Origin of the sequence: Vibrio genomosp. F6 (genome assembly GCF_005146325.1) — a bacterium.
In the GTDB taxonomy this organism is placed as follows: domain Bacteria; phylum Pseudomonadota; class Gammaproteobacteria; order Enterobacterales; family Vibrionaceae; genus Vibrio; species Vibrio cortegadensis.
The window spans coordinates 281,522-308,197 of the sequence record NZ_SYUT01000028.1 but is presented as its reverse complement, the minus strand read 5'-3'; the positions used below and the strand labels follow the sequence as shown (position 1 = coordinate 308,197).

Annotated in this window: 18 protein-coding genes; 8 read left to right on the top strand and 10 right to left on the bottom strand. The window is 41.4% G+C overall.

Annotated features, from left to right (window positions below; all coding sequences use genetic code 11):
- Positions 1-2,252, bottom strand: a 2,252-nt coding sequence (locus FCV43_RS12705; RefSeq protein WP_206380331.1) for a VCBS domain-containing protein, incomplete at its 3' end; no start/stop codon positions are given.
- A 777-nt stretch (positions 2,253-3,029) separates the two neighbouring features.
- On the opposite strand from FCV43_RS12705, the gene FCV43_RS12700 reads away from it, so the two are divergent.
- The 3 genes from FCV43_RS12700 (at position 3,030) to FCV43_RS12690 (ending at position 5,411) form a co-directional block, all read left to right on the top strand.
- Complete coding sequence (locus FCV43_RS12700) at positions 3,030-4,067, top strand: TerC/Alx family metal homeostasis membrane protein (RefSeq protein WP_170961654.1); 1,038 nt, start codon at positions 3,030-3,032, stop codon at positions 4,065-4,067.
- Between the two features lie 289 nt (positions 4,068-4,356).
- Positions 4,357-4,548, top strand: coding sequence for a hypothetical protein (locus FCV43_RS12695; RefSeq protein ID WP_017054483.1), 192 nt, complete (start codon positions 4,357-4,359; stop codon positions 4,546-4,548).
- A 152-nt stretch (positions 4,549-4,700) separates the two neighbouring features.
- The gene (locus FCV43_RS12690) at positions 4,701-5,411 is read left to right on the top strand and encodes a DUF1223 domain-containing protein (RefSeq protein ID WP_136995401.1); all 711 of its coding nucleotides are present in this window, start codon (positions 4,701-4,703) and stop codon (positions 5,409-5,411) included.
- 47 nt (positions 5,412-5,458) lie between these two features.
- Here the strand turns inward: FCV43_RS12690 and FCV43_RS12685 are convergent, their stop codons facing one another.
- From FCV43_RS12685 to FCV43_RS12675, 3 genes are all read right to left on the bottom strand, one after another.
- The gene (locus FCV43_RS12685) at positions 5,459-6,016 is read right to left on the bottom strand and encodes a PhnA domain-containing protein (RefSeq protein ID WP_017054668.1); all 558 of its coding nucleotides are present in this window, start codon (positions 6,014-6,016) and stop codon (positions 5,459-5,461) included.
- A gap of 232 nt (positions 6,017-6,248) precedes the next feature.
- Entirely contained in the window at positions 6,249-8,675 is a 2,427-nt protein-coding gene (locus FCV43_RS12680; RefSeq protein WP_136995400.1) for a VolA/Pla-1 family phospholipase, read from the bottom strand.
- A gap of 16 nt (positions 8,676-8,691) precedes the next feature.
- Entirely contained in the window at positions 8,692-9,939 is a 1,248-nt protein-coding gene (locus FCV43_RS12675) for an outer membrane protein transport protein (protein ID WP_136995399.1), read from the bottom strand.
- A gap of 403 nt (positions 9,940-10,342) precedes the next feature.
- Between FCV43_RS12675 and FCV43_RS12670 the strand changes: the two genes are divergently transcribed.
- Positions 10,343-11,425: a site-2 protease family protein gene (locus tag FCV43_RS12670; RefSeq protein WP_029203572.1), complete on the top strand. Its 1,083-nt coding sequence runs from the start codon at positions 10,343-10,345 to the stop codon at positions 11,423-11,425.
- A gap of 92 nt (positions 11,426-11,517) precedes the next feature.
- Here the strand turns inward: FCV43_RS12670 and dcuC are convergent, their stop codons facing one another.
- The gene (gene dcuC / locus FCV43_RS12665; protein ID WP_017054672.1) at positions 11,518-12,885 is read right to left on the bottom strand and encodes an anaerobic C4-dicarboxylate transporter DcuC; all 1,368 of its coding nucleotides are present in this window, start codon (positions 12,883-12,885) and stop codon (positions 11,518-11,520) included.
- 650 nt (positions 12,886-13,535) lie between these two features.
- Here dcuC and FCV43_RS12660 point away from each other — a divergent pair.
- Positions 13,536-14,681 (top strand): glycerate kinase, encoded by a 1,146-nt coding sequence (locus FCV43_RS12660; protein WP_136995398.1) that lies wholly within the window; start codon positions 13,536-13,538, stop codon positions 14,679-14,681.
- Between the two features lie 153 nt (positions 14,682-14,834).
- On the opposite strand, the gene FCV43_RS12655 is transcribed toward FCV43_RS12660, so the two are convergent.
- The gene (locus FCV43_RS12655) at positions 14,835-15,962 is read right to left on the bottom strand and encodes an acyl-CoA desaturase (protein ID WP_136995397.1); all 1,128 of its coding nucleotides are present in this window, start codon (positions 15,960-15,962) and stop codon (positions 14,835-14,837) included.
- A 303-nt stretch (positions 15,963-16,265) separates the two neighbouring features.
- On the opposite strand from FCV43_RS12655, the gene FCV43_RS12650 reads away from it, so the two are divergent.
- Together FCV43_RS12650 and FCV43_RS12645 are read left to right on the top strand one after the other, a co-directional pair.
- A complete protein-coding gene (locus tag FCV43_RS12650) occupies positions 16,266-16,811 on the top strand; it encodes a GNAT family N-acetyltransferase (protein ID WP_017054675.1) in 546 nt (181 codons plus the stop codon).
- Positions 16,812-17,013: 202 nt separating this feature from the next.
- The gene (locus FCV43_RS12645) at positions 17,014-18,189 is read left to right on the top strand and encodes an MFS transporter (protein ID WP_136995396.1); all 1,176 of its coding nucleotides are present in this window, start codon (positions 17,014-17,016) and stop codon (positions 18,187-18,189) included.
- A 120-nt stretch (positions 18,190-18,309) separates the two neighbouring features.
- Here the strand turns inward: FCV43_RS12645 and FCV43_RS12640 are convergent, their stop codons facing one another.
- The 3 genes from FCV43_RS12640 to tal all read right to left on the bottom strand — a co-directional run bounded on the left by FCV43_RS12640 (position 18,310) and on the right by tal (position 22,654).
- Positions 18,310-19,278, bottom strand: a complete 969-nt coding sequence (locus FCV43_RS12640) for a hypothetical protein (RefSeq protein WP_113798934.1) — start codon at positions 19,276-19,278, stop codon at positions 18,310-18,312.
- A 358-nt stretch (positions 19,279-19,636) separates the two neighbouring features.
- Positions 19,637-21,631, bottom strand: a complete 1,995-nt coding sequence (gene tkt / locus FCV43_RS12635; protein WP_136995395.1) for a transketolase — start codon at positions 21,629-21,631, stop codon at positions 19,637-19,639.
- Positions 21,632-21,703: 72 nt separating this feature from the next.
- Positions 21,704-22,654 (bottom strand): transaldolase, encoded by a 951-nt coding sequence (gene tal, locus FCV43_RS12630; RefSeq protein ID WP_136995394.1) that lies wholly within the window; start codon positions 22,652-22,654, stop codon positions 21,704-21,706.
- 525 nt (positions 22,655-23,179) lie between these two features.
- Between tal and FCV43_RS12625 the strand changes: the two genes are divergently transcribed.
- A complete protein-coding gene (locus FCV43_RS12625) occupies positions 23,180-24,181 on the top strand; it encodes a sugar-binding transcriptional regulator (RefSeq protein WP_136995393.1) in 1,002 nt (333 codons plus the stop codon).
- Positions 24,182-24,341: 160 nt separating this feature from the next.
- On the opposite strand, the gene FCV43_RS12620 is transcribed toward FCV43_RS12625, so the two are convergent.
- Positions 24,342-26,627 (bottom strand): bifunctional diguanylate cyclase/phosphodiesterase, encoded by a 2,286-nt coding sequence (locus FCV43_RS12620; RefSeq protein WP_136995392.1) that lies wholly within the window; start codon positions 26,625-26,627, stop codon positions 24,342-24,344.
- Between the last annotated feature and the right edge of the window lie 49 nt (positions 26,628-26,676).

Sequence of the window (26,676 nt, the reverse complement as noted above, 5' to 3'; positions counted from 1 at the left end):
ACGGTCGCACTGCTAACAGTGGCTTTGTCATTAGTACCATTGAGCGTGACTTTGATGGTCGATGGTGTGCCATCGATGGACGAGACAGTGAAGGTCTCTTCGACCTTATCGCCGACGTTCAATTGATTAAACGCGCTGTTGGCGGTGAATGTCCAATGGCCATTGGCATCGATGGTTAAGTCGCCATTGGTGCCTGAGATGGAACCGGGCGTAAACGCATTATCTGGATTATCCACATCGGTGCTGATTAACGTACCTGACGTTGATACTACTTTGTTTGTTTCATCCACACTGACCGTTGCAGAGCTAACCGTGGCCGCATCATTGGTGCCATTGATCGTGACTTTGATGGTTGACGGTGTTCCATCAATAGACAACACCGTGAAGGTTTCTTCGACCTTATCGCCCACATTCAACTGATTAAACGCGCTGTTGGCAGTGAAGGTCCATTGGCCATGAGCACCAATGGTGAGGTTGCCGTTGGTGCCAGTAATCGAATCCGGCGTAAACGCATTGTCTGGATTATCCACGTCAGTACTGGTCAACGTTCCTGATGTCGTTACCGCTTTATCAGTCTCATCGATGGCGACGGTCGCACTGCTGACAGTAGCGCTGTCGTTAGTACCGTTAATTGTCACCTTGATAGCGGACGGTGTGCCATCAACCGACGACACCGTGAAGGTTTCTTCGACCTTATCGCCAACGTTTAATTGGTTAAACGCGCTGTTGGCTGTGAAGACCCAATGACCATTAGCATCAATAGTCAGGTCACCGTTGGTGCCAGTAAGTGAAGCCGCGGTAAACGCATTGTCCGGGTTGTCGACATCTGTGCTAGTTAGCGTGCCTGAAGTCGAGATAGCCGTATCGGTTTCATCCACAGCAACGGTTGCCGCACTAACCGTGGCCGCATCGTTGGTGCCATTGATTGTTAACGTAATTTGGTGTGGCGTGCCGTCAGCAGAGTGAACAGTGATGATGTCTGTGACTGTGGAGCCTTTTGATAATGACTGTACTTTCGGATTGGTGTTGTCTAAATCGTAAGTCCAAGAACCGTCTGGTTGAATGGATAGGCTGCCCCAGTGACCTTGAAGTTGTTCGGATTGAAAGTGATCTTGGTTTAAATCCGGATCAGAAACCGATAATTGTCCATGAGCGTGTAATGTTGAGTCTTCGATCAAATTCCCAGTATCTAACCCAGTGACGACTGCATTGTCGTCGTTCCCGCCAATCGTCATATCGATCGTTTGTGGTGTGCCATCTTTGGTGTGAATTGTGAAGCTTTCATGCAATGAAGTGGCTGCGGTTAACGCTTGAACATTCGAAAGAGAGTTATCAACTTGATATTGCCAGTGTCCATCAGCATCGATAGTTAATGAACCATATTTACCTGAGATAACTTCCGGTGTAACCGAACTTTCACTTTGGTCAGGGTCTATGACATCAATTTTGCCGTTCGCATGTAACAAGCCTTGTGAATCAATATTATGATCTTCTGTCACGACGCCTGTTAGGTCTCCAGAAATACTTGGCGTGTCTTGCTTACCTGTTACCGGTATCTGAACAATGATGCTCGAGCCATTAGATAGATGTAACGCAAAGTGGTCAGTACCTGGTTGCTGCTGATTTAAAAGGATGTATTGAGGAGAATTTGGATTCAATACAAATGTGTATTGACCATTTGCATCAACATGAAGCTCTCCGTACGTACCTTTTATGATTTCTGGTATGAAGGTTACGGGTAAAGCGGGTGCCGTAGGCGCATTTGAATGAGTCGGCTGGCCGTTACTTCCTGAGGAGATAGTCGGCATCGATACCGAAGGAATGTAATGGACTTGCGGGTGAGAAAGCGTCGACAAATGATGAGAAGGAACCAAGTGAAAACTCGAACCATGGGGGGCATGACTTGCATGGTTCGAGTTTACGTCACTTTTACTAGTTTGAGCCTCTTGATGAATAACCGCTGATGAGTCCGTTTGTGTATGGTCATCGGTGACGTCTTTTTTTGTAACGCTATTTGCGGTTACTTGATCTGCAGCACCGCTGGAATTGTCTATACTCTCGGCAGCAGCGTGTTTAGCCAATGATGGCAAGATCATCATGAGTGATTGAAAAAGTGGGATATTAACCTTTAGGTGCGAATGTAGTCTAAGCTTCTTTTTTTGTGTCGTTTTCTTTTGTTCTAACTCGTTATTTTTCTTATTTTTGGTTTTTGTATCTTTTTTGTTTGTTTCGACGTTTTTTTTGTTAGCCATTTTTCTCATCCGTGAGTCTTGGTTGCACTCTTTTAAGTAAAATACATAGAACGATGTTTTGCTAGCTAATTTTATAATTTATAAAGAAAAATTCAGGAAATCTGTTAGTGAACCCACATTATGCACATAGTTGGTTACTAAGGCTTGGAAAGTAAACGGTGAACGAAACTGACATACCGATAGAATCTGTGTTTATTCTTTAGCATGATTGAACTAATAAAATACCTGTTTCTACGGGGGGGGGGATTGGGGCTGCACTAATAAAGACCTCTAGCTACTTATAACCGAACCCACGAAGTCAGAATGCGCTTCAGGTTCTTAAACCTGATGAAGAAATTACGAGATTGTAATCTTTGGTACAATCGTATCCAGCTCGATGGCAAGAGCAATTAATGGAAGCATGTGAACAGTTGGATCAAGATTTGAATTTGTGGCTCAGCTTAGTTTGGGATCAAAATTTGTCACATAAACTGACCTTGATAGATTTGTCGCAACGATAAATATTTTTATCCATACTATGAAAATATCAAATAGACACTTAACAAGAAGAGGCTTATCATTTGCCGTGTTTGGGGAGTAGTTAGCGCAAGCTTATTTATCGTCATCTCGTTAAGTGAAAGCTTATCCGGTAAATAAGAGTGAAGACAATCAACTAAGTTTCAACTAAGTTGCTTCATTCCAACGAGACCAACGCATTCAATGCCGATCACTATGATTCGGTGGTTTTTGTATGCGGAAGGTCACCTATTCTTATGATCTTCCGTTTTTGGAGGATTCATGAATCCAGTAGAACTCACATCATCAATCAGCACTACGTCTGGTTCACTATCTCAACACCCTAGCTTTATGATCTATTGCGGCTTTGCTGTCATGACGGTTATCTTGATCTCGCTCGATATATGGCAAACCAAGGGCGGCAAGATCACCATTAAAAAAGCGGCATTATGGAGTGTGGTATGGTTTGCTCTTGCGCTCGTATTTGCCGGAAGTATCTATTTTTTCTGGGACTACTATGCACCTCACAGTAGCTACTCATCAGAAAAAGCGACCATCTCATTCCTGACAGGTTATTTGTTAGAGAAATCGTTGAGTGTCGATAACCTATTTGTATTCGCGATTATTTTTGCTCAATACAAGGTACCTCAGCATTTGCGCCCGAGAGCGTTGCTGTGGGGTGTGGTAGGGGCATTGATACTAAGAGCGGTAATGATCGCGGTTGGGGCTCAGCTGTTAGCTCAGTACCATTGGTTACTCTATGTCTTCGCAGTGTTTTTGATTGGCACTGGGATACAACTTGCGCGAGATAAAAGTGAAAGTGAAGTAAACCCATATCCAGAAAAATTGATCAGAAAATTTGCCAAAGTGACGGATGACTTTAAAGGAAATGCACTGTTCATGAAACAGCAAGGGCAGTGGTTTGTTACCCCTATGCTGATTGTTATTGGCGTTATTGCTGTAATGGATGTGATGTTTGCACTGGACTCTATACCAGCAATCTTTGCTGTCACAAGAGAACCTTTCTTGGTGCTTGCTGCGAATGTTTTTGCTCTACTAGGATTACGATCTCTGTATTTCGTACTGCAGGGGATGATGGATAAATTTGTTTATCTAAAGCCAGCGTTGTCGATCATCATGGTTTTTATCGGTATTAAAATGATGTTGGTAGGATCGGCGTGGGAAATACCGACCTACATCTCGCTGTTGGTACTCTTACTGGTCATGACAACGGCAGTCATAGCTTCAATGTTTCGACGGGAATCACACCACGAAGATTGCTGTGAGTTATCAGACAGAATAACTAATCAAAAACTCTAATATTAAATTAATAAAGAGTGAGTCGAGAAAAAACAACATGTGATCTAAATGTTAACTTGAATTGTGGTTTGGTTGCTAACTGAACGAAATATGCAGCTAATAATACAATTTCCGATTAACTATGCACGGTTTAGTCATGGTTAATAATTGAACATGTTAAAATAATGTTTGATTAGTAAAACTAATCTGAAAAGTCAAATTTTGTCATTTTTTACACATCAAAAAATGGCTTAATATTCTTCTCAACGAAACGAAACCATTTCAACAAAATTTAAATAGAGAGGCAATCATGGCACACGCAATGAACATCGAAACAATCGCGACACCTATCTCTATGGATAAGAAAACCTACTCGGTTAACTTCAAAGGATTGATTGCGCACATTGTCGATATTATGTTTGGTAAAGAACAAGTAGAAAGCACTTACTATGCAAGTAACCTATCTGGTCACATGCAAAAAGATATCGGTATCTACCGTTAATTGCTTTAAAGCTTCTAGTTTTACCGTTTCATAGATAAACGAATTAAAAAGAAACGCCGACTACTTAGTAGTCGGCGTTTTTGTATTGAGTGAAATAAAAAAGAATCAACTCAGGTCTGTGTAGATAGGTTTTCACTTAAGGTATCGTTTAGATGAAGAGATTTCTGTTATTAACTCTTACCTCTCTTGTTACTTTTCCTAGCGCAGCTCAAACATGGCAACATTCTGGGCCTCCGGCTCAATTGATTGAGCTATTTACATCGGAAGGATGTTCAAGTTGTCCTCCTGCCGATCGTTACATTGGTGAATTTCGTCATTCTTCTAAATTATGGAACTCAGTGATCCCAGTCGCCTATCACGTCGATTACTGGGACTACCTGGGGTGGAAAGATAAATTTGCTAATCCTGCCTTTAGTCAAAAACAACGGTTGTATAAAGCTTATGGCGTCGTTGACAGTGTCTATACCCCAGGTTTTGTTGTCGATGGCAACGAGTGGCGCGGTTTCTTTCATTGGGGAAAGAAAACCTTGCCTTCTCCCTCGACAAACAACAGAGGTCTATTGACTTTGAATAGGGAAGGGAATCGTTTTAAATTGGTTTATAGCGGCACTGATGCCTACACAGCTAATTTGGTGGTTCTTGCGCTTGATGAAGTAACGCAAGTTAAAGCGGGTGAGAATAGAGGAAAGTTACTCGATCATCACTTTGTTGTTCTGGATAAGTTGCAGCAGTATGGTCAAAAGGAGTGGCAATTTGAGCTTCAGACAATACCAGAAAGCGCAGATGCGGTTGCAGTATGGCTAACGAAAGAGGGGTCATACCTTCCTGTGCAAACCGTCGCCGGGGAATTTAATAGTAAATAATAAAAAAGGCGCTAATCAGCGCCTTTTTTATCGAGAAGCGTTAAGAATTACTTCTTACGACAGAACTCAGCGATAACATACATAGATTGACCGCCGTTCGCTTTACCAGAAACAAGCTTAGGATCGTCACCAATGCTGATGCCACGGATAACCGTACCTTGCTTGATTACTTGGTTGGTTCCTTTCACTGGAAGATCTTTCGTTACTGTTACGTCGTCACCTTTTTTAAGCTCAACGCCGTTAATATCGAATGGTTTGTCATCAGCTGACATGCCGATCTGTGCCCAAACTGAAGTCTCTTCTTCAAGATACATCATGTCTAGTAGATCTTGAGCCCAACCTTCAGCATTTAGACGAGTCAATTGACGCCAAGCCATTACTTGAACCGGTGCTTCTTGGCTCCACATACTGTCGTTCAGACAACGCCAGTGGTTGATATCTTGTGGGTCGTCGATCTCGCTAAGACACTTTTCACAAACCATGATGCCGTGATCAACTGTTACGTAGCTGTGTGGTGGTACAGCGTATGCGGTAAGTTGAGTATCAGCAGAACATAGTTCACATTTAGATTGGCAGCGTTCAAGCATGGTTGCTTCAGAAGACATAGTAGACTCACAATTAGTATGAATTAATAACCGCGCTATTATCCACGTTATAGGAAATAAAGATAGGGTCCGTACGGTATTCTATCTGGATTAATTTTGAGGAAGTAAACCATTTGTATTCTGATTGGTAAATAAGTCGTTACGTGGCAAGTAAAAAGATAGAAATATGAAGAGTGATGAATAAAAATGCCAGCGGTTAAGCTGGCATTTTAGTCTATGGGCTCAATTTAGATTATTCTAAAATCGAATTTGAGTTGTCTACCGCATCAAGATTATTATCTAACATGAAATCAACTAACTGTGCTTGCATACCAGCATGATGAGCTAAATCTAAAGGCATTGGTGTCGTATCGTCTTTAGGGCTAACAAATGTACTGTGAGCGGCAACATCTCCGAACTTAACAAAGTCTTTGCCTCCATTCGGTGTTGTAGCCGATGAATCAAAGTCAATTAGATTCAACTTCATTGCTAAAGGTGTTGTACCTGCAAATGGCGCATTTGGAACGGTATTTGGAACGGTATCATCATCTTTAACCTGCCCCATATAGATAGGTAACACCGGGTCACCAGATGAAAGAAGGTGGCTGGCGTTAGTATATGGATCAACCGTATCTAAAACAGTTTGAGCTGCGTACGCGAACTGTTGGAACGCAGAGGACATGGCTGCAAGTTGTTCTGGTGTCGCGTTTGACTCAAATGCTTCGTAACATGCTTTATCCGTTAAGCTACCACATGTAGCCGCAGCAAAACCGGAATAAGCTTCAGATGCTCCTAAAGCAACATTATGTTTGATTTGTGGTCCAAATTCCGTAGAACCAAGAAGCAGGTTCGATATTTGACCTCCCGAATTTTCAATAGCCGCAGCACTGAAGGTGTAAAGAGCATCTGCCGTTGCGCTTCCTAAAGTACGGTTGGATGCAGCCACGGCTGTCGTACCAACAATCCCACCGAGTGAGTGCCCAAGGAATTTAACTTCTGATGTTGGAGAAAAACCTTTTAGTGGAGATGCCCCTAGCATGCCTGCTTTATATGATGCTAATAGTGAAGCGCGAAGACCCATAACGTCTAATGCACTCTGACGAACATTATCTCGTGCAACAGGCAAATTGCTTAAGTTTAAATAAGCAAGAGTATCTTTGTTTGCTGAACGTTGGTCGTCCAGACTACGCGTACCGTGAATGGGCAAATCAATGGCTAGAACTGCCAATCCAGCTTGAGCAAGGTTGTAAGCAAACGCGTAAGCATTTTCTTTCGCAGAAGTAATACCATGCTGATAGATAACGACATTGCTAGGATCTGAACCATTAGGTGTAAACAACAAGAATTCAACGGCTTCTAATGATTTTACTTGTGGCACTGGAGAGTATTTAGTTATGAGCCTTTCGCTATCAAGAGGCGTGCCATCAACCAATTTTAGATTTAATCCAACTAATTTTAGCTGTTCAGTTTGGCTTGTTGCAAGCATCGTATAATCAATACCAGCCGCCGCTAACTGAGTGGCCATATTTGTACTTTCGGCCGAATCGTTTAATGCATTCGATACTTTTGCCAAACTTGGCATGCCAGATTCAAATGGTTGGGAATTCCATTGTGTTGTACTTTTCTCTAAATAGTGCGGTAGTTGAACATAACCTTGCGACACATCGACATTTATCGTGGTGTTAGTTACAGATGCAGCATACATCGCTTTGATTGCATTTTTCTGTTCTGTAATTTTATCTGCATCATCTTCACCAATATATTTATCAAAGTCCGTATCAGCATCGAGAGCATCAGTAAATGAAGCGGTTACAGGGTTAAATACCATTCCATAAGCTGTCGTTAAATCAATGCTATTTGGATTGGCACTGCCTTTCCAGACACTGTTCAAACCAGCAGGGTCACTAAACCCTGTTGCTGTTGCTGCTTTTGTTGCAAAAAGTGAATCACCAACAGATTGAGTAGTAAACCAACTTGAGTAAATGATGGTTGTAGGATCCGCAACTACGCCAGACTGAGCAAATATACCTTCTACGCCTTGGGTTACTTTCTGAGCTTGAGCAATGGAACCTGCGGTATAAATTTTCTTCGTCGATTTTAAGGCAGCGTAACTGTCTGACATACCAACGGCTTCACCATTAGAATCTAAGACTTCATTCGTGACAGAGAAGATATAGTCACTATCTTCATTAAGATCTTTTGTGAAAATGATAGTTAGTGAGTTGTCTTTAGCTAATACATTATAGTCAACCCCTAATGTTAAAGGTGCCTTAACTCCAGGGCTTCCTGTTAGGCCATCGGTCAATTCTAAAACATAAACGCCGGATGTTAAAAAACCAGTAGTGAAGCTTGCGCCTTCAAAGCTTAAAACTGCTGGCATAGTAGTTGAGAAGCCGTCGGCAGTATTCATCGCCGCAAGAGGGTTTGTTAGCGAATCATTTCCACTTGTCGGGATAGCTAGAGATCCATCGGTCGTATCCATTAGAGCAAAGCTTGGTAGAGGAACTGAAGCATTCTTGCCGCTTAATGTAAACTTAATGGAAGTAGGCTGTGCAAGTGAATCTTGAATATATTGCTCATATACAGGAAGGGTTGCGGCCCCTGAGCTTTCAGTATTGTCGCCACAACCTGAAAGTAGTACTGCAGAGCATACAAGTGATAATTTAAAAATATTGTTCATTTTAGAAACTCCTAGACTACTTAAAGCTGTAATTAAATTGGATAGCAGATAAATAAGCGATAGCATCTGCATCAAACTCTATATTTTCGCCTAAAGCATTCTTCTCATAAAATGTGCCGCCTTTGCTCTGTACAATAGCCAAACCAGCATCGACACTCATTTCTGGGTTGATAGCATATGTGAAGCCAGCACTGTACCAGTAACGATCACTGTCTGGGATACTTAGAGTTGCTTCACCTGCTTGCTCATCAAACGCGATGCCAGCTCTAAGAGTCCATTCAGTATTTAACTGATAAGTTGCGCCAAAGGAGTAACGGTTATTGTCATCATATTTCTCAGGCTTGTAGAAACATTGCCCAGCGACACCGTTGTCATTACATTTATCACTAGTAGCTTTCAGTTCAGTGAAGGTACTCCAATCAGTACGTTGCCAGCTGTAGTGAATTGCCCACTGTTCATTGAGTTGATGAAATGCTGAAAGCTCTAGAATGGAAGGTAAGCTAATCTGAAGTCTGCCCGTTACTTGCGGTTCTGATGCCTTTCCAGAGTCATAGCTTTTGAATTTGCCATCATCAAAATCGAGATCAACAGCCGAGCGATATCCGATACCAAAGCGGTTGTCTTCATCAAGTTCATATAAGGCCCCAACATTCCATCCAAATGCGAAAGTTTCCCCTGTCATTCCAATAAGTTTGTCTGTAGGAGAACCACCGATAATGCCAGATAATACGCCTTCATGGCGAGTCAGTTCTGCCTCTGCATAAACAAGGTTAACTCCAGCACCAAAGCTCCATTGGTCATTGAATCGATAAGCAATATTCGGGTTAAGGTTTACGGAAAGCAGTGAGGTATCGCCAGCCATATCTCCTGTATAAATATCATCAGGATAATCCGTTGCAACACCATAAGTGGTAAACATGGCAAAGCCCCATGCCCAAGATTCATTTATCGGGCTGATATAGTAAGTGGCAGGGACGATTTGCATAGGAGCAACGTCTTTTGAATGTTGATCATTCGTTACGTCGTATACATCAACCTCAGGGTCAACGATGGAAAGAGCGCCAGAAAATTGTGCTGTTTCAAAAAGTGTCATGGCTGCCGGGTTACGAGCGAGTACGCTTGCGTTGTCTGCAACCGCGCCTTCACCAGAAAATGCACGACCTAGACCAGAAGCTGAATGTTCGGCAACTTGGAAACCAGCGGCATTCGCATTACACGCTAACAATATTGAAACTGTCAGCAGAGAGCAGTGCTTCATGTTCATCCTTGACCCTCCTAGGGTATGAATTAGTAAGTTTATAGTTTTTATAATTTCATCCATTTAGTGCAAATACTGCACTTATGTAAATCAAATGTTAATTCTTTGTTTGCTGTTTTGTCAAAGTTTTAAGTCTAATTTTATGAAATTCATTATCGATATTTGTGATTTTCGATAGATTAATCTTTTTAATTCAATTGTATAGAGGGGGAGCTAAAGGTTAGACCAGCCGTGTTTCATTCATCTTCGTTATAATTAGTGATGAATGTTGCATTTTGAATTCATTGCACACATCCAAAAGGCTCAAAATGAGAAGCCCAATGACCAAAGTCATGGCTAAACCTTTACCCGCTAAAGGTAAGTCGGCATAATCGCGCCACTTCTGTTTGAAAACATGCTGGGTATAAATTTGGAATTACTTGCAATCGAATTTCTTGGAAAACCATTGCGCTTAGAGGGCTCAATGGCTGGGTGGCAACAACTTTTTTGGGATGATCATTTGGTCTCACAGTTGGATGCAACAGCAGATCAAGAAGAGAACCGTACTCATCAATTTAGCTTAAGTCGTGGTGAAGATTTATTGCAGTGCGAGCTTAATGTTGATCTCGTATGGCAGCCGTTTGTTATCGAATATACGGCGCTTGTGAATGAGCAAGTCGTCACTCAAGGAAGCCGAAATGCGAAAGATATAGAATCACAAGTGCCTCAAGTGAAACCCAAAGCAGAAAAACGTTTTAGTTTGATTGGCTTGGCTTCTTTGGCGATGAAAGGGCTAAAGAGTGCGAAATTGATTAAGGTTGTTTTAGCATCTGCAAGTTTAGCCGCGTATTCATGGTTGTTCTCTGTCCAGTTTGCTTTATCACTCATTGCTTGCTTGATGTTTCATGAGTATGGGCATATTCGAGCAATGAAATACTTCGGTATGAAAACGAAAGGGATCTATTTGATCCCATTTTTAGGTGGTCTCGCTCTGAGTGACGAAAAAATCAATACTCGCTGGCAAGACGTTGTTATCTCAATAATGGGGCCATTTTTTGGTTTGATTCTTTCGTTTATTCTTGTGGTGATCTACTGGGTAACCGGAGAGATGTTTTTTGCAGGTTTGGCAGTATTTAACGCGTTGCTTAACTTATTCAATCTCTTACCGATATTGCCATTAGACGGAGGACATATCCTCAAAAGCATCAGTTTTTCAATGAACAGCAAGTTGGGTATTGGGCTATGTGCGTTAGCGGCTGTAGCTGGGATTATTTTAAGCTACCAGCTTGGTTTAACTCTGTTTGGTTTTCTTCTGATTATGGGAAGTGTCGAGATATTATTTGAATGGAAACAACGTCATCGTAGCCATTTGTTGCCACTTGATCGATACGCTCAAATCGTTTCTTTTGTATGGTACACGGGCTTAGTTGCTGGGTTAATTGGAATTATTTGGTACTTTGCTTCTACTGGTGATGCCTTATTGCAACTGCCAATGCAAATACTTGGAACATAAACAATCATTTTTTAAAACGTATAAAAAATGCCATTCACTGAAAAGCGAATGGCATTTTTATTAATAGATTGTTTGTCTCTAATTTTTAACGATTAAGCAAACATAGGTACTAGAACTACAGTGCCGATAACAACCGTTACAAGACCTGCAATCACAGGAACAGAAGTACGTTTAACTACTTCGAATGGGCTGATTTTAGCCATACCAGACGTTGCAACGATAACACCAGATACTGGTGAAATTGTACGACCAAGGTTAGACGCTTGTAGCATAGGGATGATTAAGAACGCAGGGTTCAGTCCCATTTTAGCTGCAAGTGAAGGTGCAAGTTCTACGAATGCGTAGAATGGCGCGTTACCAGAACCTGTAGCGATAGCGGCTGCAACAGTTAGACCTGTTAGTAGTAGCATTAGAGCGAAACCACCAGCACCAGCTGCTTCAGCAAGGCCGATAAGGTTATCAATTGCACCGATAGACATCAGACCTTGTGCAAATACACCAGCCGCAACTAAAAGCATTACAACGCCTTTGAAAGCGTCAGCCATGCCTTCGTAGCAAGAATCTAGATCTTCTAGTGTTTTCTTGCCATCGAAACGGTTAACAACGAAATCAACTAGTGCGCCAATAAAGATTGAACCAACAACGATAGTGTAGATGTCTAAAGATAGACCAGGGATGGTACGACCGTTAAACAAGAAAACACCGAAGATTGGAAGGAAAGGCAGTGCTGCGTAGAAAGCAGGTGCATTCGCTTCAATTTCAGATACATCAATTTTTTCCATTGGTGTATTTTCTTTCTTATCTAGGTATTTATTCCAGAAGAAAGCGGCAGCAGCCATTACAGCAATTGCTGCGAATGAAACTGGTAGTACCGTTTGAACTGCGAATACGTCTAGTGCCATTCCTGATTTTTCTGCTGCAATAACAACATCACCAGAAGTTGGTGAAAGAATGATTGCCGCTGGAGAAGCACAAACCGCAACCGCAGCAGGGCGAGAGATACCCATTGCAACCATCATTGGGAATAGCGTTGCCATTAACAATACACCTAGACCAGTCGCTGAACTTACTGCAAGAGACATTAGACATGCCACAATGTAAGCTGCTACTAGTAATACGTAAGGTGACTTGATGAAAGACAGAGGCTTAGAAAATTGTTTAACTACAACATTGTTTGCGCCCATGTGAGTCATGTATGAAGCAAAACCACAAAGAAGCATGATTTGCATACCTAAGCCGCCGCCACGGTATTTAAGCATGTATTTTACGAACTCTAGAGAGTCAGTGATCACATTGCCTGTTGATGCAACTTTTGCAGGTAAAACATTATGACCAAGCAGGCCAGTGATAAGTAAAAGAGAAATACCAGCAGTAAGTAAGACACCTGCTGCTTTGTAACCTTTTACAATGAAATATCCCACTGCAATGGTTATTACCAAACCGATTAAGAGTTCTAACATAGAAATCCCCGTTAAATGAATAAAAGTATAAGAAAGTGTTTCAGTTTATGACTGAGAATGTACAGAAAATAGAGCTGTAGCACGACATCAACTTGATGCTGGTATGATCTAAAACAAATAATAATTTACATATTAATTAGAAAGGCTATTTATGTAGCAAATGTGTTAATTGTTAGTTGATTGAAGTTGATTCTGTAGTGGCTAATATCGTGCATAGATCGCTTTGATGTGCAGATAAACTATGTTATAGCCCTAAAGGGTTATAAGTGTCGACGGCAACACCATTAAAATAAGTACGATATAAAGGTTATGCTTTGGTAGGAATGTGAGACTTTTCAGGAAATATGGTGAGTGTATTTTGTTTCGTTTTGAAAATAAGGTGCATTTTTAATCGTTTGACGTGAATAAGTTTCAGATGTACTCAAAAACAATATTCTATTTAAAAAATCATCGGATACATTCCCCCAACATGAGCAGCTTAGATCTCTATGCAAAAGGATCTGTATGAAAAAGTATAGCTATAGTGGTTTTTGTATTATGTTTTGTTCAGTTCGCAAGTAAGAATAATTTTAGGGCGCTATCTTGTTGCGTTTACCATTTTAATCACAGTATCCCTTAGCCCAAATACCACCGGATTATAGAGACTCCAAATGAAAATAGTAATTGCTCCTGACTCATTTAAAGAATCACTTGATGCTATGTCGGTTGCGGATGCGATTCAGCGCGGATTTTGTCAGGAATTGCCTAATGCTGAATATGTAAAAGTTCCTCTTGCCGATGGGGGGGAAGGGACGGTAGAAGCACTTCTTCAAGCATTAACAGGAGATAAGCAGTACAGCAAAGCAACGGATGCTCTTGGCAATGAAGTCACTGTGATGTGGGCAATACTCAAAGATAAAATGGGTAAGACTGCATTAATTGAAGTCGCTGCTGCTTCTGGTATCGATATCATTGCTCCTGAAAAGCGCAATATCAGAGATGCGAGCACATATGGTACTGGCATAGTGATTAAAGAAGCTCTAGATCAAGGGGTCGATAAGATCATTCTAGGCTTAGGTGGCAGTGCGACGAATGATGGCGGCGCTGGCATTTTACAAGCTCTAGGAGGTCGTTTACTTGACGATTCAGGTAATGATTTACCTGTCGGTGGGATTGCACTTAAGGATCTCAAAGCCATTGATCTATCCAACTTACATCATCGCTGCTCAGAGGTAGAGCTTATTCTTGCCTGCGATGTTGATAACCCGCTGTGTGGTAAAAATGGCGCAAGTTACATTTTTGGCCTGCAAAAAGGAGCGAATAAAGATGATCTGCAAGCTCTTGATTTAGCATTAAAGCAATTTGCAAAGTGTGGAGAATCTGTCAATGGGATAAATGCACTCACGGTAAGCGGCTTCGGCGCTGCTGGAGGCACTCCGATGGGGCTGAGCTTAGCGTTTGATATTCAAATAAAGGCAGGGATTGAAATGGTGTTAGACACATTAGATTTTGACCTGATATTGGATAATGCCGATTTGGTGATTACTGGTGAAGGTCAGATGGATGATCAGACGCTACAAGGCAAAGCGCCTTATGGTGTGGCTAAGCGAGCGCAAGATAAGGGGATTCCAGTGATTGGCATTGCTGGATCACTAGGTAAAGATGTTAAAGCACTTTACAGTAGCATTGACTGTGTATTCGGTACCGTTCGTTCTCCCCAGCCTTTATCACAGGTACTTGAAGAAGCAGAATTAAATCTAGTCCGTACGGCACGAAACATTGCAGCAACCTTGAAATTGGGCAAGCAAGTACTCTAATCCAGTACGGCATCTACTTTAAGGTATTTGCTTTAAAATAGATGGCGTTAAGAGATTTGCTTTAAGGCATTTGCTCTAAGACATAGTGCAAAAAAACGATGCCACATAAAGCATCGTTTTAGTTTTTTAGTTAACAATGAACTGCCTAGTACACTAAGCGTATTGTGCCACCATTTGTGACCAATTTAGTTTCTGTTGTTCGAACTTTTTCTGGATCAATTCATAGCGAACTTTTAGAAGAGAGTGTTCGTACTTCTTCACCACACTGTCTTTTCTATTCTCGATTAACTGTTTTTTTACCGCGTAATACTCATTCATCTGCTCTACCAGCAAGTCAAACTCATGTTGCAATTTTTCAGAAATCTGTTGTCTGTTTGGAAGGTTAGCGATTTTGTCTTGTGCTAATTTCAATGACATCTGAGCGCGGGCTTTTTCAATTCTCGCTTGCGGTGTTTTACGTAGTTTTCCCGCAAGGCCAAGCAATGAACATGATTTGATAAGCCACTTCGTTGGATCATATTGCCACCAGTAAATACCATTACGATAATCATTCTCAAAGATATGATGGTAATTATGGTAGCCCTCACCAAATGTCAGAAAAGCCAGAAAGCCATTATCTCGGGCCGTATTTTTATCAGTGTAAGGTTGACTTCCCCAAATATGAGCAAGAGAGTTGATGAAGAAAGTGGTGTGATGATTTAGCACCAAACGTACGGCGCCAACCATTAATAACATGCCCCACACGTCGCCATAGAAAAGGCCAAGCGCAATGGGAATGCCAAAGTTCATGATAACAGCAAGAAGAATATAGTGTTTGTGTTGCCACATGAGTACTTTATCTTTTTTCAAATCTCGACAGTTTTCATAGTCAAAATAGCTTGCTTCAGTGTAGTTACGGATCATCCAACCAATATGTGAGTACCAGAACCCAAGTTTTGCAGAGTAGGGATCTTTATCATTATTATCAACGTGTTTGTGATGGACACGATGATCAGAAGACCAGTGTAAGGCACTATTTTGCAAGGCAAATGCGCCGCCAAGAGCAAACAGTACTCGTAGGATTGCGTGAGATTCAAACGCTTTGTGCGACCAAAGACGGTGATACCCTGTGGTGATGGATAAGTTACAGAAACAAAAACAGATGAGCAGCCAAACCCAATGCTCCACACCATAGCCGAAAGTCATGCCATACCAAGGGGCGACAACAGCAGCAAGAAGCATACTAAAAGAGAAAATGAAGACATTAAGCCACATAATTGGCGGCTTTTTACTTGATTCCATGTGTCAGTTTCCGTGAGTAACAGTATATAGGTAAGAATAACTTAGTGGTTAAGTCATTCAGTAATGATCATTTTGTTAGACAACTATTATCGTCGTCACGACAAAAAATAGAGTTGTGCTCTTTTACAGCTTACTACCATTCAATATGGTTTGAGCTTACGAGCGTACGCTAGAATATCAGCGTACACGTGTAAGTCAAATGGGATTGTTATAAATGTGATTAGAATGTTTTGCTTTTAATTGATGGGTGAATAGTATTAAATGTGAATAGAACGCTGTATCTGAGGTAATAAGGACTATTAAATGGAATTAAAAGTAGCGGAATATAAGGATTATGAGCGCATTGCTCAGCTTCACGCTCAGAGTTGGAAGCAGTATTACAAAGGGATTCTTGGTGATGAGTATCTTGAGCATGATGTACTCGATGACCGTTTAGTTATCTGGCAAACGCGGTTGATTAACCCACCTTTTAACCAGCATGTTTTGCTAATAGAAGAGGGCGGTTTGTTGTGTGGCTTCATCTGTGCCTTCGGTAATCATGACTTTGAACGCGGAACCATCATTGATGCACTGCATATCGATGAGAATTATCATGGGCGTGGGTTAGGTTCAAAACTGTTGGGTGAGATGTCAGCGTGGATCGAGCAGTACTTTTCAGATTCAGGTGTTTATTTAGAGGTGATGGCTGAAAACCACCCAGCAGTTGAATTTTATGAATCTCTCGGTGGGCAGAAGTCGGTAGACCGCCTGTGGAATGCGCCTTGTGGTAACAAAGTCAATGAGTTGGTTTATACGTGGCCAAGTGCCAAAGATCTCCGTAAAGCAGTGACTCATGGAGAGACGGTTTAACATTATTCTACATCCGTCACAGGCCCTGTTTTATTTTCAGTGAATTTGATTTCTGAAATGGCGGGGCTTTTTTTTGCCTGTTAAAAACCTTCCATAAAGAAACATATTAGTAACAATTTATGTCGACATCTAATGATAACTCCGTCAGCATGGTGGTTATTGTTTTTAAAGGCGAATTATTGAAGGTAAGGATACGGCATAAATGAATCGAAACGTGTGGCTATTGTCACTTTGCCAAGCTCTATTAATGACGGGCAATATTTTATTGATCTCGGTGATTGGTCTTATTGGGCAGCAAATCGCACCCTCGCCAAGCATGATTACTCTACCTGTTGCGTTGCAATTTCTGGGCTTGATGTCTGCAACGATTCCAGCATCAATGATTATGGGTAAGTTGGGAAGAAAGCGTGGTTTTAGTATCGGTAATCTCGTTGGTATTTTAGGAGCGTCTCTGGTGACATTCTCTTTGTACCACCATTTATTTTGGATTTTTTGTGTCGGAACATTTTTGCTCGGCGTTGGCATCGGTTTTGGAACTTTGTACCGTTTTGCTGCGATAGAAGTGTGTGATGCGCATGCTCGGCATCGGGCCATCTCAATTTCTATGGCTGGTGGTGTATTGGCAGCAGTGTTAGGTCCTAACCTCGCGATCTATTCCCAACAATGGTCGTCTGATGGATTATATGTTGGCGCATTTGCGTCATTGATCGTTTTGAATTTTTTAGCATTACTCTTACTCCAAACCATTCAATTTCCCAAGCCAGCAGAGAGAAGCCAATCGATTCGGTCAGAACCCTTAAAAGATATCATCACTCAGCCGAATTTTATGGTGGCCGTTTTTGCTGCAATGGTCGCGTATGCTGTGATGAATATTTTGATGACAGCAACACCTTTAGCGATGATCGGTTGTGGGTTTAATTTCACCAAGGCTGCAGGAGTAATTGAATGGCATGTGCTTGGTATGTTTGTTCCTGCCTTTTTTACAGGGAAGTTAGTTGAGCGATATGGTCCACGACTGATTATCCTGATAGGCGGTATGCTCTTTATAGGCTGTATCGCGATCAATCTACATGGACAATCTATTTGGCACTTTAGATTAGCGCTGGTATTACTTGGTGTTGGCTGGAATTTTATGTTTATCTCCGCAACAGGGTTATTTAGCCAATCCTATAAAGAGCAAAATAAGGCAAAGGCTCAAGCGTTCAATGAACTTTTTGTATTCAGCTGCGTAACGGTTACGGCACTATTAAGTGGTTGGTTGGAATCGACAGTCGGTTGGCAAAACTTAAACTTATACGTATTGCCCTTTGTATTTGCCGTGATTGCCATTTTTGTTGTTAATACAAAGCACCATATTAAAAAGGAGATTGCGGGGTAGCACAAAGAGAGTGTTTCAAACACATAAACCAAAAGAGCCGTGGTATGACTCTTTTGGTTTCGAGAATTATCAGAAGTCAAACGATAAGGTCTGTAAGCGTTTAGTGCTAAGTGCTAAGTGCTAAGTGTTAGGTACAACACTTTTGTAAAAATATCGTTCACAGAAACCGCTATTGAGTCTGCGCACAATGGCGGCAACTACAGCGATAATACTGATTGCGAAAACGATTCGTCCCCAGAAAATTGTATTGAAATCGGCGCCGATCAATAGAACGACCAGCGTATCTTCGATCAAGCTGTGTAAAAGGTTCAACAGCATGATTGAAGTAAATACATCTCTCGCTTTTATATGACCTTTCTGAGCTTCATTAATCAACAAGCCACCACCGAATGAAAGCCCTAACGTGATGCCAATAATGGTTAAGTTTGTCGCTTCTTTGCTGATACCTAAAATACGTAAAAATGGTTTTAATAGAAGTGCCATGACTTTTTCAATGCCAAGCAACTTGAGAATTTTCAAACTGAAAAGAAGTGCGGCTATTACGACATAAACCATCAATAAGTTCTTGGCTTGATCAATACTCCATGCGAGATAACTGGTATCGGGGTTAATGTCAGGCTTCCATAATATTTGAGCGGGTTGAGATAACGCGCCAGTTGCATCATAAGTGAGGTGAAGTAGCCAAGCTAAAAATAAGCTACCACCAATTCGAATGGTTAGCGTTACCCATAAATTGACCCCCGCTTTTTTAGCAATAGCCCCCTCAATGGGAAGGGAGTGGGAGAGAAGAAGCATGCTTCCAAGAATTGAACTTTGTGCCACAGTCAGTGGAATATCAAGGTTCACTAGAATAATAAGACCTGCATAAATATTCGTAAGCAGTGTTGTCGCCCAAACGAGGCCCATCTCGCTTGGCAGCCCAACGTTATTCATCAGAGGACCCAGTAAGTCGCTCAATATGATGATGCCACCACACTCTTCGATGATCTTAATAATTATTATAATTGGGATCATTATTTTAGAAAGAGTATAAATTACATCACGTATTTCTTTCGCTAGCTCATAGAAAAACCGTTTAAGAGTGTGCATTCCGTGTCCTACGCTTATACCAATCGTAGTAAATAACTGGTCATCCTAGCTTGTTAAAATACTCGATAACGGCGTTAGAAATTTTGATTGTAGAATAACTACTTATCGAAAATTTCTGCCTTGTTCTCAAGCATTTTTCCTGCGCTTTTTATGACCATCTACTTACTGTGATTGGTATTAAATTATATTTATTAATAAAATGATAACATCATAAGATCTAATGTCATGCTTAGCATGTGCCTATAGACCCAGAAATAAGGAGAAAATGCTGTGCTCTCGATATAAAAAATCCCCACATTTTTCAATGTAGGGATTTGATGATGCTTATTCAGCTTTGCTAATTAAGCCACAATTAGAGTTAAGCTAGTAGCTCTTTTGCTGTGTTTACTACGTTTTCAGTAGTGAAACCAAACATTTTGAACAGCTGGTCAGCAGGTGCAGATTCGCCGAACGTTGTCATACCGATGATCTTACCACCGAAACCAACGTACTTGTACCAGAAGTCAGCAATACCTGCTTCGATAGCGATACGAGCTGTTACGTCCGAAGGAAGTACTGATTCACGGTAAGCTTCATCTTGCTTGTCAAATGCATCTGTTGCTGGCATTGAAACAACGCGAACTTTCTTACCTTCAGCCGTTAGCTGAGCGTAAGCTTCAGTTGCAAGTTCAACTTCAGAACCCGTTGCGATAAGGATAAGCTCTGGCTTGCCTGCGCAATCTTTCAGGATGTAACCACCCTTAGCGATGTTTGCTAGCTGCTCTGCATCACGCTCTTGCTGTGCAAGGTTTTGACGAGAGAAGATAAGAGCTGTAGGACCGTCTTTACGTTCAATTGCTAGTTTCCAAGCAACCGCTGACTCAACTTGGTCACATGGACGCCATGTGCTCATGTTTGGAGTTAGACGTAGAGAAGCAACTTGCTCAACAGGTTGGTGAGTTGGACCATCTTCACCTAGGCCGATTGAATCGTGCGTGTAAACTTGAATGTTCTGAACTTTCATCAGAGCAGACATACGCAATGCGTTACGAGCGTATTCCATGAACATTAGGAATGTTGCGCCGTATGGTACGAAACCACCGTGCAAAGCAATACCGTTCATGATTGCTGTCATACCGAATTCACGTACACCGTAATGGATGTAGTTACCTGAGAAATCTTCAGTTGTTAGCGACTTAGAACCAGACCACATAGTCAAGTTAGAAGGCGCAAGGTCAGCAGAGCCGCCCATGAATTCAGGTAGCATTGCACCAAACGCTTCTAGAGCATTTTGAGAAGCTTTACGTGATGCGATGTTTGCAGGGTTAGCTTGAAGATCGGCAATGATTGCTGATGCTTTCTCTTCCCATTCTGCAGGAAGGTCGCCATTTACGCGGCGTTTGAATTCAGCTGCCAGCTCAGGGTATGCTGCTTCATAAGCTGCAAATTTCTCGTTCCACGCTGCTTCCTTAGTTGCGCCTGCTTCTTTCGCATCCCACTCTGCGTAGATTTCCGACGGAATTTCAAAAGAATCGTGCTCCCAACCAAGTTGTGCTTTTGCTGCTTTAATTTCGTCGTGGCCTAGAGGTGCGCCGTGACAGTCGTGTGTGCCTGCTTTATTTGGAGAACCAAAACCGATGATAGTTTTAGTACAAATTAGAGTAGGGCGACCTGTTTCTGCTTTTGCTGCTTCGATAGCGGCATTGATTGCGTCTGCATCGTGGCCATCTACTGCTGGGATTACATGCCAGCCGTAAGCTTCAAAACGCTTAGGAGTATCGTCAGAGAACCAACCTTCAACTTCACCATCGATAGAGATACCGTTGTCATCCCAGAAAGCAACAAGCTTACCAAGACCAAGCGTGCCTGCTAGAGAACATGCTTCGTGAGAGATACCTTCCATTAGACAGCCATCACCCATGAATGCATAAGTGAAGTGATCAACGATGTCGTGGCCTTCTTTGTTGAACTGTGCAGCAAGTGCTTTTTCAGCCATTGCCATACCAACAGCATTAGTAATGCCTTGGCCTAGAGGGCCAGTCGTTGTTTCGATACCTGGTGCGTAACCGTACTCTGGGTGACCTGGCGTTTTAGAGTGTAGTTGACGGAAGTTTTTAAGATCTTCAATCGATAACTCGTAACCAGCAAGGTGAAGTAGAGAGTAAATAAGCATTGAACCGTGGCCGTTAGAAAGAATAAAACGGTCGCGATCTGCCCATTCTGGGTTTGCTGGGTTGTGGTTTAGGTGAGAACGCCAAAGAACTTCAGCGATGTCAGCCATACCCATAGGAGCGCCTGGGTGGCCAGAGTTTGCTTGTTGTACACCGTCCATGCTTAGAGCACGAATAGCGTTAGCTAGAGGTTTACGGTTCATAGTACATCCGAAAATTTAAGTTTGTAAAAGAAAGAGGAACAAAACTGCTCCTCTCATTTGAATTCTTTAAGATTAAAGCTTAGCTTCAATCATTACTTCCAGTTTACCTTGGTCTACTGCGAAGTTGCGGATACCTTCAGCTAGTTTCTCAACTGCCATTGGGTCTTGGTTGTGATCCCATAGGAATTCAGCGTGAGTCATTGCTGCTGGACGCTCTTTATTACCGTTAGAGTCAATTAGTTTCTCTACAACGTCGCCTTCAGCAGCTTCTAGGTCAGCAAGAAGTTGAGGAGCGATTGTTAGGCGGTCACAGCCAGCAAGTTCAAGAATTTCGCCGATGTTACGGAAGCTCGCGCCCATAACAACAGTGTTGTAGCCGTGCTCTTTGTAGTAGTTGTAGATACCAGCTACAGAGATAACACCTGGATCTTCAGAAGCTTCGAAATCACGACCTTCTTTCGCTTTGTACCAGTCCATGATGCGACCAACGAAAGGAGAGATTAGGAATACGCCAGCTTCAGCACATGCACGAGCTTGAGCGAAAGAGAAAAGTAGCGTTAGGTTACAGTTGATGCCTTCTTTCTCTAGGATCTCAGCAGCGCGGATACCTTCCCAAGTAGAAGCAAGTTTGATAAGAATGCGATCGTTAGTGATGCCAGCGTCGTTGTACATTTTGATAAGCTGACGAGCTTTAGCAACACTGCCTTCCATATCGTAAGAAAGACGTGCGTCAACTTCTGTTGAGATACGACCAGGAACAACTTTAAGAATTTCTTTACCGATGTTTACAGCAAGCATGTCACAAGTATCTTGAACTTGTTGTGCTTTATCTGAGCTTTGAGCTTTAGCGTATTCAATAGAAGCGTCGATTAGAGGTGCATACTCTTCAATTTGAGCCGCTTTAAGAATTAGAGAAGGGTTAGTTGTTGCATCTTCTGGAGTGTATTTGCTAATTGCTTCGATATCACCAGTGTCAGCTACAACAGTGGTTAGTTTACGAAGTTGCTCTAATTTATTGCTCATGTTGATCATCCTATTTCTCTGGGCTTAGTCACTTTACTGTAAAGTGAACAGGGCATTTGAAAGCGAGTTAATTGTTGATTTATAAAGCTCAAGTTTCGTTAAGCTTAATAGAGAATCATCAATAAACTTGAAAATTTTTCGGTTTAAACAATTGCGCTGAGCATTTGTTCGAACACTGAGTAAATGATGTGTCCATATTTATCTTATCTGGAGATAAAGTCAATTACTGAATCTAACATATGATGACTTAAATCAAGTATTTTTAATCGCTCTCACATGGCTCAACTCAGATAAACGTTTGCCCAGTATTTGTAAGGGCTGCATGGCAACCAAGTACCTGTAGAATTTGTATGAGTATTTGTAATGGCTATGGGCAAATGTTGCATTACCATAATGTGTTGACATATGATTACCCCCTGAGCATATGAACACCTTTAGGCCATACCCAAATGCTATTTTTTATAAATTACACACTAAAAAGATAGTGATTGGGTATGTCATTTTTAATATTTATGAGAATTGGATATGAGTAATAATAGCCAAGATGTTTCTTTAGATAATACCGATCTCCTTACTGAGATCTCCGTAGCTTACTATCAAGACGGTGCCACTCAAGAAGAGATTTCAAAAAAATTCTCGATTTCAAGAGCTAAAGTTGGCCGTATGCTTAAACAAGCTAGAGATGAAGGGATCGTTGAAATTACGGTAAAATATCACCCTGTATTTAGTGCCAAAATCGAGCAAAGGCTAATTGAGCGATTTGGTGTTAAAAGAGCGCTTATCGCATTAGACCAACCTAATGAAGAGCAGCAGCGTCTCCAAGTGTCAGGTTTGGTGTCAAACTACCTGACTAGCACGTTAAAAAACGGAATGGTGGTAACAGTAGGGCAAGGCAGAAATGTTTCATCGGTTGCTCACCATATAGGGGTAATAACACCGCGGGATTGTAAATTCGTATGTGGTATCGGAGGTATTCACCCGCGGGGCGGAATGTTCAACGCTGATCATATCTGCCGACAACTAGCGAAAAAATATGGGGGTACATCTGAAACACTTTATGCACCTGCTTATGCGGAGAATAAAGATCAGAAAATGGCCTTCATGCAAAATGGAACGGTTAAGCAGACTTTAGATTTAGCTCGTAAAGCGGATGTTGCATTAGTTGGTATTGGTGACATGAGTGAAAATAGCTACATGGTTGATCTCGGCTGGTTTACACCAGATGAAGTGGTGCAGTCGCGCTTGCAACAAGGAGTTGTAGGTGATTTTGCAGGGCACGATTTTTTCAATATTGATGGCAATGCCGCGAATACGGTCATGAGTGATCGTGTTATTGGGTTGAGTATTGAAGAGTTTCGACCGATCTCGGAAGTGATTGCGATTGTGGCAGAAAATAGTAAACCATTAGCGCTACTTGGTGCGTTGAGAAGTGGCGTTATTGATGTGATTGCAACTAGCGTAAGTAATGCTTTGACCGTATTGAATTTAGATGAGCAGATGAAAGAGAGCAAAAGATCTGAATCCTAACGTGCTGAAATGCTCAGGAGCCTAGATATGTTTCTTAAATCCAAAACTATGAAGTATATAAGAGCATGATCATTTTAAGCGTTAGGAAAGCAGCTCAATAGAATGAATCAAACCACCATTTAAGAGAGAAGGGAATGATATCGATATCATTCCCATTATTTTATAGTGCAGTTTGTTTCATTTTTTCTAGGGTAAATGCTTTAAGCTCTTCAGGTGAGATTGGTTTAGAGTAGAGATAACCTTGTAGTAAATCGCACTGACACTCTTTTAGTACGTTCTTTTGGTCATTTGTTTCAACGCCTTCAGCGAGAACGACCATTTCAAATATTTTCCCAATTGCGATGATGTTTTTTACCATCGTCAAAGATTGGTGATCACTATGGATATTATCAATGAAACTCTTATCGACTTTCAATTCATCAATCGGTAGTGCTTTCAGCATACTTAATGAAGAGTAGCCAGTACCAAAATCATCGAGAGAAATCTTAATGCCTAATTGATGCAGTTGCTCGCAAATCGGTTTTACATAATCGAGATCTTCAATAAATAGATTTTCTGTAATTTCAATGGTCAAATTATTCGCATTGAACTTTGAGTAGCTCAAAGATTTCATGAGATGAGGAACAAAATCAACTTGCATGAATTGTCTCTCTGAAATGTTGAGTGACAACCTTAAATCATTGGACATTGCTTGTGGTAACTGGCTGATATCGCTCAGGCTTCGTTCAATAATAAACTTGCCTAATTTAGGCATTAACCCAGATTTTTCAGCAATTGGAATGAAAACGTTCGGTGGAACGAATCCGAGTTTTGTGTCAATCCAACGAACGAGAGCTTCAACACCGTATAGGTTGCCTTCCATATCAAATTGAGGCTGATAAACCATGAATAGCTCTTGGTTTTCAATGGCCAGTCTTAGTTTTTGTTCAATTGCCATCGTTTTAAGGTGTTGCGCTTGCATTTCCGAGTTGAACATTATCGATGCGTTACGTTCTTTTTTAGCCTGAAACATAGAAATGTCTGCGGCTCTTAGCAGTTCATCTAAATTCCCACCGTGTTCAGGGTAAGTTGCTATCCCAATACTGCTGCCTAATAGAAATTGGTTACCATCTATGGTGTAAGGCTTGGAAAGTTTGTCTTGTATATTGTCGGCAAATTTTCGTAGGTCTTGAACATTATGCTTTTTAACCATGACGATGAATTCATCACTGACTTTTCTGATTAAAATATCCGAAGGGGTAACACATGTTTTCAAACGCTCAGAGATGTCGATAAGAATCTTATCACCAAAAGTATGGCCGTGAGCTTCGTTAACACTTTTGAAATTATCGATATCGATGTAGAGCAGATAGAAGGTTTCGCTTGGTAAATCTAGCCATTGACTAAGAGAGTCAGAAAGGTAAGGACGGTTTGGCAATCCTGTCAAATGATCGTGAGTTGCCTGATACAGAAGCTTTTCACGTGTTTTTCTGTCATTTTTTGCGATAGATCGAACGAGAGTGTAGAAACAAATTTGTATCATTAAAAATACAGAAGATAAGAATACAAACTCAGAATAAAATTGTTGCTCTAGAAATTTGCGGTCGGTTTGAGACATCGCCCAAATGTTAAATTCAGGAATAAAGCAGACGGAAGTAAGAAAACTCTGCCCTGGGTAATCGATATTGATGGTGTAAGACCGAGCTGATTTCTTGATTTCAGCCTCTGAAAGTCCGTACTTTTCGCTTATTTTGGCAATACCAGACTGGTAATTTTCTATAGGCATGGGGGTTTTGTACCAATCTTCTGGATAATTATCCGCAGAGATATAAAGAGGGTACAAATCTTCACGTACTAATTGCAATGAGTTGGATGAGTTTAGGTGGCTTGTATTATTGAGCACCATTGTGCTTTGGATTTTAAGCCCTGCGGTCATCAATGCTTTAACTTCACCTGATGCCTCTCGTAACGCTTTTCGGATGGGGATGACAGGCTTTTCTAATGACGGTACGACATAAGTTTTCCCTACGACAACTGAGTTACTATTGAGAGCATTGAGAAAATCGTCATGACTGGGTTTATGCTCTAATAGATTAGGCATCGCAGATAACTCAAGGTTTGAACTGACTGCGATGAAAGTGCCTTCAGGGTTGGTAAGGCCAAAAGCTTCTATTGCTGGGTGCAACTCCAGCAACTTATTAAGGAGGGGACGAATTTGTAATGAGGCGGTTCGAGTATAATCATCTTGAGAGATTATTTGTTGTCCCATTAGCTCTAGCAGTGTTTCTTGACCCTTTAAAAGCGAGTTTGTTGAATTAACAAAAAGCTCTAACTGTAATATTTGATCATTTGTCGCTTGCTGTTCTATTACTTGGTAACGAGAGTGGCAAAATATTCCGAATAACAACATGGTCGCAATTAAAACAACTGTATACATAGTCCAGATGTTTTTCTTTAATTCTGCCATTTAACCTCATGAAGCTTTTCAGTACGCTGTTTGTGATACCATGGTAGCT